At 31.7% G+C, this 15,692-nt stretch carries 13 protein-coding genes; 10 read left to right on the top strand and 3 right to left on the bottom strand.

Annotated elements, in window-relative coordinates; genetic code table 11:
* Positions 1 to 171: 171 nt before the first annotated feature.
* Entirely contained in the window at positions 172 to 1,428 is a 1,257-nt protein-coding gene (locus tag C8C83_RS04865) for a DUF445 domain-containing protein (protein WP_121326677.1), read from the bottom strand.
* 292 nt (positions 1,429 to 1,720) lie between these two features.
* Here C8C83_RS04865 and map point away from each other — a divergent pair, with 292 nt between their 5' ends.
* The 8 genes from map (at position 1,721) to pruA (ending at position 10,467) form a co-directional block, all read left to right on the top strand.
* Positions 1,721 to 2,539: a type I methionyl aminopeptidase gene (map, locus tag C8C83_RS04870; RefSeq protein WP_099710863.1), complete on the top strand. Its 819-nt coding sequence runs from the start codon at positions 1,721 to 1,723 to the stop codon at positions 2,537 to 2,539.
* Positions 2,540 to 2,592: 53 nt separating this feature from the next.
* Positions 2,593 to 2,754 (top strand): hypothetical protein, encoded by a 162-nt coding sequence (locus C8C83_RS27460; RefSeq protein WP_347812789.1) that lies wholly within the window; start codon positions 2,593 to 2,595, stop codon positions 2,752 to 2,754.
* Complete coding sequence (locus tag C8C83_RS04875; RefSeq protein WP_347812777.1) at positions 2,706 to 2,972, top strand: GxxExxY protein; 267 nt, start codon at positions 2,706 to 2,708, stop codon at positions 2,970 to 2,972. The genes C8C83_RS27460 and C8C83_RS04875 overlap by 49 nt, the downstream gene beginning before the upstream one ends.
* 80 nt (positions 2,973 to 3,052) lie before the next feature.
* Positions 3,053 to 3,826 (top strand): class I SAM-dependent methyltransferase, encoded by a 774-nt coding sequence (locus C8C83_RS04880; protein WP_121326678.1) that lies wholly within the window; start codon positions 3,053 to 3,055, stop codon positions 3,824 to 3,826.
* A 120-nt stretch (positions 3,827 to 3,946) separates the two neighbouring features.
* A complete protein-coding gene (locus C8C83_RS04885) occupies positions 3,947 to 6,856 on the top strand; it encodes a DEAD/DEAH box helicase (protein ID WP_121326679.1) in 2,910 nt (969 codons plus the stop codon).
* A gap of 80 nt (positions 6,857 to 6,936) precedes the next feature.
* Positions 6,937 to 8,199 carry a DUF5103 domain-containing protein gene (locus tag C8C83_RS04890; protein WP_121326680.1) on the top strand — a complete coding sequence of 421 codons (1,263 nt, stop codon included), beginning with the start codon at positions 6,937 to 6,939 and terminating at the stop codon, positions 8,197 to 8,199.
* Between the two features lie 101 nt (positions 8,200 to 8,300).
* Complete coding sequence (gene apaG, locus C8C83_RS04895; protein WP_008467225.1) at positions 8,301 to 8,687, top strand: Co2+/Mg2+ efflux protein ApaG; 387 nt, start codon at positions 8,301 to 8,303, stop codon at positions 8,685 to 8,687.
* A gap of 154 nt (positions 8,688 to 8,841) precedes the next feature.
* Positions 8,842 to 10,467, top strand: a complete 1,626-nt coding sequence (gene pruA / locus C8C83_RS04900) for an L-glutamate gamma-semialdehyde dehydrogenase (protein WP_099710855.1) — start codon at positions 8,842 to 8,844, stop codon at positions 10,465 to 10,467.
* A gap of 131 nt (positions 10,468 to 10,598) precedes the next feature.
* Here pruA and C8C83_RS04905 read toward each other — a convergent pair whose 3' ends face one another.
* The gene (locus tag C8C83_RS04905; protein WP_132011679.1) at positions 10,599 to 11,681 is read right to left on the bottom strand and encodes a hypothetical protein; all 1,083 of its coding nucleotides are present in this window, start codon (positions 11,679 to 11,681) and stop codon (positions 10,599 to 10,601) included.
* A 298-nt stretch (positions 11,682 to 11,979) separates the two neighbouring features.
* On the opposite strand from C8C83_RS04905, the gene C8C83_RS04910 reads away from it, so the two are divergent.
* Positions 11,980 to 13,032, top strand: coding sequence for a sensor histidine kinase (locus C8C83_RS04910; protein WP_158598139.1), 1,053 nt, complete (start codon positions 11,980 to 11,982; stop codon positions 13,030 to 13,032).
* A 92-nt stretch (positions 13,033 to 13,124) separates the two neighbouring features.
* Positions 13,125 to 13,829 carry a response regulator transcription factor gene (locus tag C8C83_RS04915; protein WP_121326685.1) on the top strand — a complete coding sequence of 235 codons (705 nt, stop codon included), beginning with the start codon at positions 13,125 to 13,127 and terminating at the stop codon, positions 13,827 to 13,829.
* A gap of 43 nt (positions 13,830 to 13,872) precedes the next feature.
* Here the strand turns inward: C8C83_RS04915 and C8C83_RS04920 are convergent, their stop codons facing one another.
* Complete coding sequence (locus C8C83_RS04920; protein WP_121326686.1) at positions 13,873 to 15,612, bottom strand: CocE/NonD family hydrolase; 1,740 nt, start codon at positions 15,610 to 15,612, stop codon at positions 13,873 to 13,875.
* Positions 15,613 to 15,692: the final 80 nt, after the last annotated feature.

Consider the following 15,692-nt stretch of genomic DNA (forward strand, 5'->3'; position numbering starts at 1 on the left):
CACCATATAAGTGATATAAGTTATTATAGGCTGTTGCGGTATTCTTATGTTATTTTTTTTAGCCACGGATTATTATGATTAAATGGATTTTTTATCTTTTTTGAACTTAAAATTTGTGCTTTACAAAGTAGACATTCCAAACTTATAATAACTTATATCACTTATATGGTTTTAATTAATAAAATAATGGTATGTCCATTCGACACAATAGATTACGATTCCTATAAGTCCGCCAACGAGAGTTCCATTGATTCTGATGTATTGCAGATCTTTCCCGATTTCGAGTTCTAATTTTTCAGAAACCTCTTTTCCGTCCCAGCTTTTTACGGTGGAAGAAATCAAATCTCCAATTACTTTTTTATTGTTCAAAAGAATCGAAAGTAAATCATTTTTGATAAAATTATCGATCTTATCAATCATTACAGGATCTTCTTTTATTCCGTTTCCAAAACCTTGAATTAAGCCTGAAATATTTTTCTTAATCGAAGATTCCTCGCCTTTTTCTAAATCATTGGTAATTGACAATTTTATTTCGTCCCAAATTCCGTTGATATAATCCTGAACTTCTTTTTTACCGGCAAAACTCAGAATCATATTATTGATTTTGATTCTCATTTCTTCTGAGTTTTTCACCTTATCCAGAAAGTCATAAACATATTCGTCAATCTTAATTCTGATGGCGCTTCCAGGATGTTTAGCTTCATTTAAAAAATCGGCTAAACCATTAAAAACACCTTCTGTAATGCTTTTATCGGCTAAGCCAAAACTCAAAAATGGCGTTGATTCTTTTACTTTTTTCCGAATTAAATCTTTATTGTTTGTAAGTTCCGTGCTCATCACATTCAGAAGATTAGTTAGCAATTCGTCTTTTACATTTCCTTTCTGCAAAGGTTCTAAAGCAAGCGCAACCCATTCTCCAAAATTAATTCCTTCGAGTTTTTCCTTAAATTGAATTTGGATAAAGCGCTTTATATCTTCATCTTTTATTGTTTTTAAAACTCCGGGAATAATATTCAAGACAACCAAATTGGCAATTTTATTCGCATTTTCGTCAAGCGAAAGCCATTCTGAAGCTTTTGTAGCAAAGTTGAATTCCTCTATTTTAACTTCCAGTTTTTCGCGATTTAGAAATTCTTCCGAAACAAAATTTCCCAGATTTTCACCAATCTCATTTTTCTTCGTCGGAATAATCGCCGTATGCCAAATTGGGATTCCCAACGGATGACGAAATAAAGCTACAACCGCAAACCAATCGGCGATTCCTCCAACCATTGCCGCTTCGCTAAAAGCCTGCAGCATTGGAATTTTAAAATAAATAGCGATTATAAATAAAAGTACCGCAACACCTAAAAGTGATAAAGCATTCCCTTTCATTTTATTTAAAGCTTTCTTTTTGAATATATTTTCTTGATCTATAGACGTTTCCATATTTTAGTAGTTTTAAGTCTTACTAATTTACGGCTTTTCTGTCAAATAATAATTTTAAAAGGGTTTGCCACGAATTGCACTAATTTTCACTAATTACTTTGTGTTTAAATTCTAAGAAATAAAATTCGTAAAATTCAATTTTTACATCAGAATTCATTCGTGTTAATTCGTGAAATTCGTGGCGAAAATCCAAACTATTAACATTCATGTTAATTCATAAAATTCGTGGCAAAAATTTTCAATAAAAAATAATATTAAAATCGTACTTTTGCGAACTGAAAATCTGAAAAATATGATTATCCAAAAAAGTAGAGAGGAAATTGAATTAATGCGCGAAAGTGCTTTGATCGTATCGAAAACATTAGGAATGATTGCTTCTGAAATTAAAGAAGGAGTTACCACATTATACCTTGACAAATTAGCTGAGGAATTTATCCGTGATCACGGTGCGGTTCCTAGTTTCTTGGGATTGTATGATTTTCCGAATTCACTTTGTATGAGTCCAAACTCTCAGGTTGTACACGGAATCCCGAATAATACTCCATTGCAAAGTGGTGATGTTATTTCGGTAGATTGTGGTGCATTCAAAAATGGATATCACGGTGATCATGCTTATAGTTTTGAAATTGGAGAAGTTGCTCCCGAAGTTAAAAAACTTCTACAAGTAACTAAAGAATCTCTTTATGTAGGAATTAGAGAATTTAAAGCTGGAAATCGCGTTGAAGATGTTGGAAACGCAATTCAAAAATATACTGAATCTCACGGTTATGGAGTTGTTCGCGAATTAGTTGGTCACGGTTTAGGGCAAAAAATGCACGAAGAACCAGAAATGCCAAACTACGGAAAACGTGGTCGCGGTAAACTTTTTGTTGAAGGAATGGTTGTTGCAATTGAGCCAATGATCAACATGGGAACAAGAAACATAAAACAACATAAAGACGGCTGGACAATTACAACTGCTGACGGAAAAGCAAGTGCGCATTTCGAACACGACGTAGCTTTAATCGATGGAAAACCAGAGTTATTATCAACTTTCCAATACATCTATAAAGCTCTTGGAATCGAAAGCAATGAAGAAGACGAATTCAGAAAAGTGCCGTTAGTTCTATAAAACACTAATTCCACAAATTTCCACGAATTAATATAACGCTGAAAATTTCGCTAATGATTATGAATGAGTTGTATTTAAAAGAGGAATCTTATAAAATTATTGGAATCTGTATGGAAGTTCATAAAATCCTGGGAAAAGGACATAGTGAAAAGTTTATGGAGATGCGTTGGAATATGAATTTCAAAAGAATAAAATTCCTTATAGTCGGGAATTGAAATACAATATCGCTTACAAAGACATAATTTTATCTAGTTATTACTTTGCTGATTTTGTAGTTTTTGACCAAATTATTTTGGAATTAAAAGCAATCATGACACTCTCAAGTAGTGAAATAAAACAAACATTAAATTACTTGGCTGCTTCAAAAAACAAACTGGGATTGCTGGTTAATTTTGGAGAAGACAGTCTAAAATATAAAAGAATAATACTTTAACCCAAATCAAAGGTTCGTGAAATTTCACCACAACATTAATCCGTGTTAATTAGTGAAATTCGTGTTCAAATCATCAAATCGTGAAAAAACTTTTTAAATTAGTTTTAAATACAATTCCAAGACCATTGTTAATTCGTTTGAGTTATGTGGCACGTCCAGTTTTAGCTTTCTCATTAAGAGGAGATAAATTTACAGATCCTATCGATGGCAGAAGCTTTAAATCGTTTTTGCCTTACGGATACGGAAAACAACGTAATAATGTGCTTTCGCCAAGTACGCTTTCTCTGGAAAGACACCGTTTGCTTTGGTTGTATTTAAACGATCAGACTGATTTTTTTACAGCACCAAAAAAAGTACTTCATTTTGCTCCGGAACAAGCTTTTTATAAAAGATTCCGTAAGCAGAAAAATCTAGATTACACAACAACTGATTTATTTTCGCCTTTGGCAGATGTAAAAGCAGACATTTGCAATTTGCCTTTTAAAGACAATGAATACGATGTTATTTTGTGTAATCACGTTTTAGAACATATTCCGGATGACACAAAAGCGATGCGTGAATTATATCGCGTTTTAAAACCAGGCGGAATGGCGATTTTACAAATTCCACAGGATTTAAATCGTGAAGTTACTTTTGCCGACGATACTATTACAGATCAAAAAGAGCGTGCGAAAATTTTTGGACAATACGATCACGTTCGTATTTATGGACGCGATTATTTTGACAAATTAAGAAGCATCGGTTTCATCGTAATCGAAGAAGATTATACTAATAAAATTTCTCCTGAATTGGTAGAAAAATACTGTTTGGCAAAAGGCGAAATTATTCCGCTTTGCTTTAAACAGGAAAACTAATTTTCTCACCATATAAGTGATACAAGTTCATTTAAAAGAGTTTTCAAATTTTTGATATTTTGAAAACTCTTTATTTTTTTGCCCAATCTCTAAATTATAAGCCAACCAAATCCCTAAACCTTGGAACCTACAAAACCTTATCAATTTTGCTTTGACATCAGTTTTGAAAAAAATTTGAATGTTTATATCCCAACTGCATATATCATTGAGAATACCGATGATATTAAATATCTAGAAAAAAAAGCGAGTGCAGATGTACTTGAAAGTTTTGGAGTTCTTTTTGAGAATTTAGATTCCAATACAAAAAAGATCCTGACGGCTTGCGACTCTTTAAAATCTGAATTTATTTTCAAGAAATTCAGCGCCAAAATCAAATCGGCTAAAACAATTTCTGATTTACAGAAAGATTCCAAAATTGAATTTGCGATTCGACAGCATTTAAAATTTAACTTAGAATCCTTTTACAATCTTATTGTAAAAGAACAATTTCCGTTATCTGCTAATATGAGTGCAGAAAAGGATTTTTATCGATGGAGAGTCGACACGAATCCGCTAGAGTTTGAGCCTCAAATTCAATTTGACAAACATACGGAAGGAATTACTTATACTCTGGCTTTAAAAGAAAACGAAACTTCATTTCTGCCAATGAATAAAAGTATCGATATTCTTCTGGACGAACCAGGCTGGTTGATTATTGATAAAAAATTAGGGCGTTTGAAAGAACTTAATGCTAAAAAACTTTCGCCTTTTTTAAAGAAAAAATCCATCGAAATACCTTCAAAACTAGTTGATAATTACTTTAAGAATTTCATTCCTGAAATAGCAAAAAAAATTGATATTGAAGCAACAGGTTTTGAAATTGAACTTCGTGACAAGATAATTTCCTGCACGATTCAGCCTGTTTATGATTTCTTTAAAAACTGTTATTACCTCAACCTTTATTTTGAATATAACGGATATTTATTTGACGCCAGTAAAACTAAAAAGACACATACATTTGTTGATTTTAGCGTTGCAAATGAACCGAAAATAATTCAGTTTAAACGAAATTCTGATGAAACTTTATACACCGATAAATTAAAGGAAATTGGTTTAATAAAAATCAAAAATGAATTATTCGGATTGAATTCAGATTCAGAAATTCAAGATCCATATTCTAATGTTCAATTTGTTATTAATCGTAAGGAAGATCTGGAAAGTTTAGGTTTTACTATTCACAATTTGAAACTGGAAAGCAGAGAAATTATTTCGGAAAATCATACGGTTACAACTTCAAAAGGAGAAACAAAAGAAGATTGGTTTGATATCAAAATCATCATTTCTATTGGAAGTTACACGATCAATTTCAGCGAAATTATTCTGAATATAAAAAGCAAAGAAAGACTCTTTTTATTGCCTGACGGAAATTATTTTTTGATTCCGTTAGAATGGCTGAGCAAATATAGTTCGCTGGCAAAACTTGCAAAAACAGAAAACGGAAATCTACTTTTACGCAAAACAAATTTTGCAGCTTTAGATGCAATTCCGGAAATCAAAAACGATTTAAATCCAATTCAGAAAGCTGAATATGTGGCTTCAGATTTGCTAAAAGCAACTTTGAGACCTTATCAAATTGATGGTGTAAAATGGCTTTTGGGTCATTTTAATTCGAATTTAGGCGCTTGTTTGTCCGACGATATGGGACTTGGTAAAACCTTACAAACTTTGGCTGTTTTAGTCGCGGTGCAGGAACAGTTAGGTTTTACAACCAAAACCACCAATTTTGATTTGTTTGCAAATGAAACTACAATTGAAAGAGAACCTTTAAAAACGCTGATTGTTTTACCTTCTTCATTGGTTTTTAACTGGTATAATGAAGCTGCAAAATTTACGCCTCATTTTTCTAAAATGCAGTATGTAGGCAATGACAGAAAGTTGCTTGCAAGCAGATTAGAAACATCAGATTTGATTTTTACAAGTTATAGTATTGTTCATCGTGATATTTCAATTTTAGAAAAATACAATTTCCGTTATTTAATTTTGGACGAAAGTCAATATATTAAAAACAAAGATTCTAAGATTTTTAAAGCCATTAATAAAATCAATACAAATCATAAAATCGCTTTAAGTGGTACGCCTATCGAAAATTCGCTTGACGATTTATGGTCACAAATGCAGTTTATAAATCCGGATATTTTAGGCAGTTATAATTTCTTTGCTGAAAATTTTAAGATTCCAATTGAGAAAAAACAAGACGAAAACAGTTTATCTGAATTGAAAAATCTTATTCAGCCTTATATTTTAAGACGAACCAAAGAGCAGGTTTTAAAGGATTTACCAGAATTAACGGAGCAGATTTATTATTGCGATATGGATCCTGAACAGGAAAAATTATACGAGAAAGAGAAATCAAAAGCTCGTAATTTTCTATTAAAAACAGACGGATCTGGTCCTGATAAAATTAACATTATCAATACTTTGATGAAGTTAAGACAGCTGAGTAATCACCCAAAAATGGTAGATCAGGAATCTGAAATTGACTCCGGAAAATATATTGCCGTTACTAATTATCTGGAAACTTTAGTAAAAGAGAAACAAAAAACGATCATTTTTAGTTCGTTTGTTACTAATTTGAATTTTTATACGGATTGGTGCAAGGAAAATAAAATAGGATTTTGTCAAATAACAGGTGAAACTCCAGCCAAAAAACGAGAACAGCAAGTAAATTTATTTCAGGAAAAAGAAGAGCCTTTGCTGTTTTTTATTTCTCTAAAAGCTGGTGGAGTTGGATTGAATATTACCAAAGCTTCTTACGTTTTATTCCTGGATCCTTGGTGGAATCCTTTTGCTGAAAAGCAAGGAGTTGGTCGAGCGCACAGAATTGGACAATTAAATAAAGTAAATGTTGTGAGGTTTATTTCGAAAAATACCGTGGAGGAAAAAATCATCAAACTTCAGGAAAACAAAAAACTTCTATCTGATTCACTTTTAGAAGAAAGTTATATCAACGACGAAATCGAAGTTAATCTGGAATACATCTTGGGTTCTTAATAACTTGTTTTCAAAACCAATAAATTGGCATTATATTCGTACATAAAATTGTTATATTTACAATCTTACAACGTAATATGATGCCAAAATTTTTATTTAGAAATCTCCTCTTACTTTTCATTTTTACTTCGGCGACAGCGCAGGAAGTACAAACAGAAGTAGTTCCTCCATACAATATCAAAACCGTTTCATTTGTTCAGAATGGTAATAATGTTGTTCCGATATTTCAATTGGGCGATACATTTCAATTTCAATTTGATGATTTATTTGGCAATGAAGCGAATTATTACTTTGAAGTCGTGCATTGTGATTACAATTGGATTCCAACTGATATTCCTAAAACAGATTATATTAGTGGTTTCGACAATCAACGAATTACTGATTATGTAAATTCATTTAATACACTTCAGGTTTATTCTCATTATCGACTTCCTTTTCCAAACCAGTTTACTAGTCAGTTACGAATTTCAGGAAACTATATTTTGAAGATTCTTAACGAAGACAGAGAAGTTGTTTTTTCCAGAAAGTTTATCCTGTATGAAGAGCATTCTACTGTTACGGCTCAGGTAAAAAGAAGCCGCGATGTTACTAATATAGATTATAAACAAAACTTGGATTTTGCAGTTTTATCAAATGATATTGTTTTTCAAACTCCATTGCAAAACATAAAAATTCTTTTGTTACAAAACGGAAATTTCAATACTGCTATAAAAAATATTCCGCCACAATACACGATTGGAAATCAATTGGTTTACAAATACAATAAGGAAACTCAATTTTGGGGCGGAAATGAGTTTTTATATTTTGAAAATAAAGACATTCGCGCAGGAAGTAATAATGTTGCAAAAGTTGGCGCAAACAATGACATATACAACTCTTATTTGTATACAAATTTGGCACGCGCCAATCAGATTTATACTTTGAATCAGGATGTGAACGGGAATTTTGTTGTAAAAAACATCAATGCTTCTAATAACGAAATCGAAGCTGATTATGCGTGGGTTTATTTCAGCTTGTCTGCTCCCACTTTCAGATCCTCAAGCAAAGACATTTATATTACAGGAATGTTCAATAATTACAGCCTTTCACCAGAATATAAAATGGACTATAATGCAGAGAAAGGACTTTTTGAAAAAGCAGTTATGATTAAGCAGGGTTTTACTAATTTTCAATACACAATTGCCGATAAAAAAGGTGTTATTGACAATGAAAATGCTATTGATGGAAATTTTTATCAAACTGAAAATGAGTACACCATATTAGTTTATTATAAAGAAACCTCAGATCGCTATCAAAGAGTTATCGGAAAAGGAAATGCGAACTCAATAAACATCATAAATTAAAACATTGTTCATCATTCATTAAAACATTGTTAAGGTTTCGGGCGGAATGATTTTTTTTTGTAGATTTGCACATATAACGCACACATATATACTACTTTAGTATGGTTTCTCAAATTACAAGAGGCATAAAAATATCTGTTTTGACTAGTTTTGAAGGTACTTACTTCAAAAACTACAAGATTCATTTTGCCTTTAGTTATGTTGTTACAATCGAAAATCACAGTAAAGATTCTGTTCAGTTAACATCTCGTCACTGGGAGATTTTTGACTCTTTAAACGACTTAGAAGTTGTTGACGGAGAAGGCGTTATTGGAAAAAAACCGGTTTTAAAACCCGGAGAAAATCACACTTACAGCTCTGGTTGTTTACTATCATCGCCTTATGGCGCTATGAAAGGTCATTTTAATATGATCAATTTTACGACTACAAAAACATTCAAAGTTATTGTTCCTACTTTTAGAATGTGTGCTCCGTTTGCTTTAAACTAATTTATAGTTTAAAAACTGCACTTTTTATCGTTATCTAAATCATAAATTTATCAAATTATTAATTTATCCTTTGTACTTTTGTGCAACGTTAGATTATTCGTAACAATCAAATCGTCTAACGCATAAATTGTCTAATTATCTAATTTTAAATAACATGCTAAAAGGATTCTTTCATGTACCAAAAGCGGTAAACGAACCGGTAAAAGGCTACGCACCTAACTCACCAGAAAAAGCAGCTGTTCAGGCAGCTTATACCACAATGTGGAATTCTAAAATTGACGTTCCTTTATATATTGGAAGCGAAGAAATCAGAACTGGAAATACAAGAACAATGTCAGCTCCACACGATCACAAACATATCGTAGGAACTTATCATTTAGCTGAAAAACAACATATAGAAAAAGCAATTGCTAATGCACTTGAATCAAGAAAAGCATGGGCAAATATGGCATGGGAACAACGTGCTGCTATTTTCTTAAAAGCTGCTGAACTTATTGCAGGTCCATACAGAGCGCGTATTAATGCAGCTACAATGATTGGACAATCTAAAAATATTCATCAGGCAGAAATCGATGCTTCTTGCGAATTGATTGACTTTTTACGTTACAACGTAGAATTCATGACGCAAATTTATAACGATCAGCCAAAATCAGATTCTTCTGTTTGGAATCGTTTAGAATACAGACCTCTTGAAGGTTTTGTTTATGCTATTACTCCTTTTAACTTTACTGCTATTGCTGCAAATCTTCCTGCAAGTGCTGCAATGATGGGTAACGTTGTAATCTGGAAACCAAGTGATAGTCAGGTTTTCTCTACACAAATTATCATCGAAGTTTTCAAAGAAGCTGGTGTTCCTGATGGAGTTATCAACGTTGTTTTTGGAGATGCTTTAATGATTACTGATACAGTTTTAGCAAGTCGTGATTTCGCTGGAGTTCACTTTACTGGATCAACTCATGTATTTAAAGATATCTGGGCTAAAATTGGTGCAAATATTCACAATTACAAAACATACCCAAGAATCGTTGGAGAAACTGGTGGTAAAGATTTTATCATTGCACACCCAAGCGCTAACGTAAAACAAGTGACTACGGGAATTACTCGTGGTGCATTTGAATTTCAAGGGCAAAAATGTTCTGCAGCTTCAAGAGCTTATATTCCACAAAGTTTATGGCCTGCTGTAAAAGAGCAATTAATTGCTGATGTAAAATCAATGAAAATGGGTTCTCCGGAAGATTTCGGAAACTTTATTACTGCGGTTATTCACGAAGGTTCTTTTGACAAATTAGCAAGTTATATCGATCAGGCTAAAAAAGACGCTGATGCTGAAATCATCGTTGGAGGAAACTACGATAAATCAGTTGGATACTTTATTGAGCCAACGGTTATTGTAACTACAAACCCAAAATACACTACAATGGAAACCGAATTATTCGGACCAGTTATTACTATTTATGTGTATGAAGATGCAAAATGGGAAGAAACTTTAGAATTAGTTGATACTACTTCTGAGTATGCTTTGACTGGAGCTGTATTTAGCCAGGATCGTTACGCTATTGAAGTAGCAACTACGAAATTGCAAAATGCTGCTGGTAACTTCTACATCAATGATAAACCAACGGGAGCTGTTGTAGGAATGCAACCTTTTGGTGGAGCAAGAGCTTCAGGAACTAACGATAAAGCTGGTTCTGCATTGAACTTATTACGTTGGGCTTCTCCTAGAACTATCAAAGAAACTTTTGTAACTCCAGAAGATTACAGATACCCTTTCTTAGGATAATATTTTTGATTTTAGATTTTAGAAATCAGATTTTAGATTATAAAAAAGCCGCAATTTCATTCTGAAATTGCGGCTTTTGGTCTTATGGCATTAGTTACTTAGTATTTTTCAGATCTTTTGTTCTTTAAAATCTACAATTTAAAACTTGAGATTGTATGAAAACTATCTGCTTCTTTATTTTTTTCTCCTTCGAAAGTATCATAGTTTACTACTAACAATTTTTCTTTATAAACAATAGTCTCACAAGGATTATCTAATTGTCCGTCAGAACCGTCAGCATCATCATTTTCCCAAATTAAAGAAATAGTATTCGTATCTAAATTGAGTTGATGCACACTATTATTTTCATAATTGGCTATAAAAATGGAGTTTCTTTTTTCATCATAAAAAAAGCCATCACAACATTTTAATTTATCCGAATCAAAAACAACTTTTTTAGATTTCACTTTTCCATCGCTATAAAACTCTATTTTAGTAATTACTCCATCACCAAAATTTCCTGCATATAAATTTCCTTTTTTATCAAAAGCAATTCCATCAATCCCGATTGTTCTCTTGGTAACTTCAGGTTTTAAAGTAAAAGTTGCAATCAGGTAATCTTTCTTATTTGATGAATTCAGAACGATATTTTTCTTGTTTAATTCTTCTAATGAAAAACTATAAATTCCGCTTTCTCTTCTGTTTTCAAACAAAGCGTCTGTTATATAAATTCGGTTTTTAGACCATCTTACAGCTTCTCCAAAATTAAATCCTTCGGCTAAAACCTCAGCATTTATGGGTTTTCTGTCTTTTACGATAATTCTTAGTAATCGCGAGAAATTCTCTTTTTCAGCAAAAAACTGATTGTCCATTATATATAAATTCCCATCTGGTCCAAACTCTATTCCCATTGGATGTACTTTTTTTGTTACGGGATGCAACGGTAATTTGTCGAACCATGTTACAGGTTTGTCATTTTCATCGAAAGTCAAGATTTTGCTTCCGTACTTTTCAAACGAAATTGGATTTGTAATCGAAAGAAATAAATTTCCTTTTTTATCCAGAGCCATTCCGTCTGGAGTTTGGCAAGTTTCGCCCAGATCTGCAAACAAAGTAGGTTTAATTACTTTAGAAGTTTCGCTATATTTAATTTCTTGTTTGTTTTCTTGCGAAAATAAATTTGAAGTACTCATTAAAATCAGAATACCAATTGCGTTTTTAATTATTCTTTTCATTTCGTTTTAAGTTAGTTTATTATTTTAAAGAGGTTTTACTTCAGCATTTCACTTAGAAATACAATCAATACAAGAATAAATTTGATCATAATTATTTTTTAAGCGAATATAAATGCATGAAGTTTTGAGAATTAGAGCCGCAATCGAAAAGACCGTTTTAGCAACCAAATAACAAATAATTCGATTCTATTGTGTTCGTATGCTGAAACGCTGTTTTCGAAAGCAAAAACCCATTATTTATAGCAATAAACAAAGCTTAGTTTTATATTTTGCTATCTTGCTCCCAATTAAATATTCTATGAATTTCATCCAAAAAATTGATATAAAAAGAGTCGCACTTCATTGTTTCTACTGGATTTTCTTTTTATTCTTTTATTATTCGAATAAATCTGACAACGAAAACTCTTATGCTTTTCTATTTATTTATTCCTGGAAAATTGTAGCACAAGCATCCGTTGGGTATGGTTTGATTTATTGGATTATTCCTCAGACACTAAACAAAAAGAAATATTTACTTTTTATAGTTTCCTCTTTGGGTTGGCTCTATTTCGTTTATGCTCTTTTAATGATTTTAAAATTTTATTATCTCGAACCAAAATTTCCGGGTTTCTTTGACGACTGGCTTGGTCATAAAATGACTGTGCCTGAAAGATTAACTTCAGTTAAATTGATTCTGAGAGAATTCTCGTTTATTACCTATCCTGTTATTATTTTAGGTTTTATAAGTTTCAATCGCAAACAGCAACGCCTTTTAAAACTGGAAGAAGAAAAAAAATCAATGGAATTAAAGATTCTAAAAAATCAGCTGAATCCACATTTTCTCTTTAATACATTGAATAATCTATACACTTTAACCTTAAAAAAAGATGAGAAAGCGCCTGAAGTAATTGCTAAATTATCTGAAATCTTAGATTTTGTATTGTACCGCTGTAACGAAGATTATGTTTCTATCGAAAAAGAAATCACTTTAATTGAAAATTATATTGCATTGGAAAAACTCCGCTACAGCGAAAACAGATTAGGTATTTCATTTGCTAAAAACATTGAAGTAAGCAACAAAATATCGCCTTTAATTGTATTAACTTTCATTGAAAATGCCTTTAAACACGGTGTAATTAACGAAACTGAAAAGGCAATAATTTCTTTGCATTTAGAAAGCAAAAAAGAACAAATCGTTTTTAGCATTGAAAACACAAAACCTAAAAATGATTTTGGGAAGATCTCAGATAAATCTAAAATTGGTTTAGACAATGTTCGCAAACAATTGGATTTATTATATCCAAAAAAGCATCACTTAGAAATTGAAGAAACGCAAACTAGTTATACCGTTAAACTTTACCTCAACATTTAATTGTAAAATCATAAAAATGAAAATCACGAAGATGTTTTAAAAACTATTACAAAACTCTTAAATTAGATTTTCTAAAAAATATTCTTTTTTAAATGAAATACAAGTGCATCATCGTTGACGATGAACCTTTGGCAAGAGAATTAATTGCTTCGCATTTAGTGAATTTTGAAAATTTCGAACTAATCGATTCTTTCGAAAATGCACTTAAAGCTTATACGTTTCTGGAAACAAATACAGTTGATTTAATCTTTTTAGATATAGAAATGCCGCTATTAAAAGGCAATGAATTTTTAAAAAAACTAAAGAATCCGCCTAAAGTAATTTTTACGACTGCTTATAGAGAATATGCAATTGAAGGTTACGAACTCAACGTTATAGATTATCTTTTAAAACCAATAACTTTTGATCGTTTTTTTGTTTCAATCGAAAAATTTAAGCAATTACAAAATCCAAAAAAAGAAATAAGTACTGCAACTGAAAATCATATTTTTGTAACCAGCGGAAGCAGAAATATTAAGATTGTGTTTGATGAAATTTTATTTGTTGAAAGTCTGAAAGATTACATCACTATTCATCTTGAAAACGGAAAATCGCATCATATTAAGCAGAATATTTCTGTTTTTGAGAAGCAATTAGATTCTAATTTTGTCCGTGTTCATCGTTCTTATATCATTCAAATCAAAAAATTAACCGCTTATTCTAAGAATGAAGTCGAAATAAATACTGTAGAAATACCAATAGGAAACAGTTATAAAGAAAATTGGTTGCATCATTTAGAGACAGTTATCCTGAAATAAAAGAATCCCAATCTGATAACAAATAAGATTGGGATTTTTAGTTTTATTTCCAAACCGGAATTTTGACAAAACTGTCATTGTACCATTTTATTTTTAAAGGTTCTTTGGCATCTTTAATAGTTTCATCGGCGACTGTTTTTCCCGTTCCGTAATTGAGTTCAGAAAAGGCATTTTTGTTTACATTCAAAGTAATTAACAATCTGCTTCCTTTACTTAATTGTTTGCTTACCAAATGTGTATTCGAAAAAGGAATCGTTTCAATTTTATTCGGTTTCAGTAAATTTCTCTTTGTAATATCTTTAGAATAACTCGCTCTGCCAATAAAATAAGCCAAATGAAAATATTCTCCCTCTGGCGTTACTTCGTATAAAGTAACTCCAATGTCCATATCTTTTTTATTAATACTTGCTTTTATTTCGCCCAAAAACGAGCCATTTACTAATAGTGGTTCTTTTAGCGGATCACTTATAAAAACATAACCATTTGTTGTATCAATTTCTTTTCGAATAATAGGATCAGGATAATAATCATTATTCTGTACTTGCCTGTCTGCAAAATCAACTTCTTGTGAGAGATAACTATTTTTAGTTGGTTTATTAGCATTCAAAGAATAGAATTTCCCTGATTTATTATCGGTTAAATAAAATGTTAGAAAACCATTATTCATTTCATCAATAGACGGAGCATTTCTCCACTCATTGGCACCCATTACCTGATAATTAATTTTGTCTTTCAGGATTGCAGGTTTTGGTCCGTTTTTTAAAATATAATCAAACCATTGATACGTTATTTCATTGGTATTAATTAAAGCATTTGCATCAACTTTGTAACCATTCAATATAGGAGAACCTCCTCTTTGCGCTCCAAAATGGCTGTACGGACCAATTATTAAATAGAAATTAGCTTTGGAATTATACTTTTGAAGTTCTCTTAAATAATACAAACTCGAATTTTGAGAATCATTATAATAACCATCAATCACCAAAATAGGAATATTTATCTGTGCAAAATCCTTCTTGTAAGGCGACATTTTTTGCCAATATTCATCAAAAGAAGGATGTTTTAACCATCTCTGAAAAAGCCTGTTTGGACTTCCATCAATACTGTCCATTTTTCTATAAGCAACTCCGGTTTCCCACCATTTAAATTGCATATTTCTAAATCGCTGTCTGTCATTTCCGGCAACTGTATCAAGATATTTGTTATTTCCCACGTAAAAAGACCATTCGTAATTAGGGTTTATAAATACGTTGTTTTCCATTGGTAATCCCATTCCTGCGCGATTGGCAACATAAGGAACTATGGTTTTTAGTGCAGGATGCATTTTTTTGCAAGCCGCCCATTGCGTCAATCCGTTGTAACTGCCGCCATACATTCCTATGCTTCCGTTACACCATTTTTGCTTACTGATCCAGTCAATTACATCATACGCATCATTACCATCATTTTCATACGGAAGTATTTCATCCGGACTAAATCGCTTCCCTCTTGCATAAGCAATTACACCAACATAATCTTTATCTGCAGCTGCTTTTAAAGATTTCATGTCTCTCTTTTCCATAACATAAATGGTATTTTGGAGTATTACAGGTTTTGGAGTTGAAATCCCTTTTTTCCGAACTACGATTGCAGAGATAAATGTACCATCGCGAGTTTCGATCATTACGCTATCCTGAATGTTATAAGCACTTTTTAAATCTTCTGATTTTGTTTTACTTGTTTGCTGTGAAAATGTATTTGATACTATCAGAATAAAAAATACAAAGTTTAAAATCGTTTTCATTGAATTGTTTTAAGGTGATTTATTTTTAAAGAAATACAATCTGTTAATGTTTGATTTTCATCAAATCCGGAAATAGCAAT

Origin of the sequence: Flavobacterium sp. 90 (assembly GCF_004339525.1) — a bacterium.
Classification (GTDB): Bacteria; Bacteroidota; Bacteroidia; order Flavobacteriales; family Flavobacteriaceae; genus Flavobacterium.

Bases quoted from the DNA above. Each gene is read 5' to 3' on its own strand.
- C8C83_RS04865 (WP_121326677.1), bottom strand. From the start codon at position 1,428: ATGGAAACGTCTATAGATCAAGAAAATATATTCAAAAAGAAAGCTTTA.
- map (WP_099710863.1), top strand. From the start codon at position 1,721: ATGATTATCCAAAAAAGTAGAGAGGAAATTGAATTAATGCGCGAAAGT.
- C8C83_RS27460 (WP_347812789.1), top strand. From the start codon at position 2,593: ATGATTATGAATGAGTTGTATTTAAAAGAGGAATCTTATAAAATTATT.
- C8C83_RS04890 (WP_121326680.1), top strand. From the start codon at position 6,937: ATGCCAAAATTTTTATTTAGAAATCTCCTCTTACTTTTCATTTTTACT.
- apaG (WP_008467225.1), top strand. From the start codon at position 8,301: ATGGTTTCTCAAATTACAAGAGGCATAAAAATATCTGTTTTGACTAGT.
- pruA (WP_099710855.1), top strand. From the start codon at position 8,842: ATGCTAAAAGGATTCTTTCATGTACCAAAAGCGGTAAACGAACCGGTA.
- C8C83_RS04905 (WP_132011679.1), bottom strand. From the start codon at position 11,681: ATGAAAAGAATAATTAAAAACGCAATTGGTATTCTGATTTTAATGAGT.
- C8C83_RS04910 (WP_158598139.1), top strand. From the start codon at position 11,980: ATGAATTTCATCCAAAAAATTGATATAAAAAGAGTCGCACTTCATTGT.
- C8C83_RS04915 (WP_121326685.1), top strand. From the start codon at position 13,125: ATGAAATACAAGTGCATCATCGTTGACGATGAACCTTTGGCAAGAGAA.
- C8C83_RS04920 (WP_121326686.1), bottom strand. From the start codon at position 15,612: ATGAAAACGATTTTAAACTTTGTATTTTTTATTCTGATAGTATCAAAT.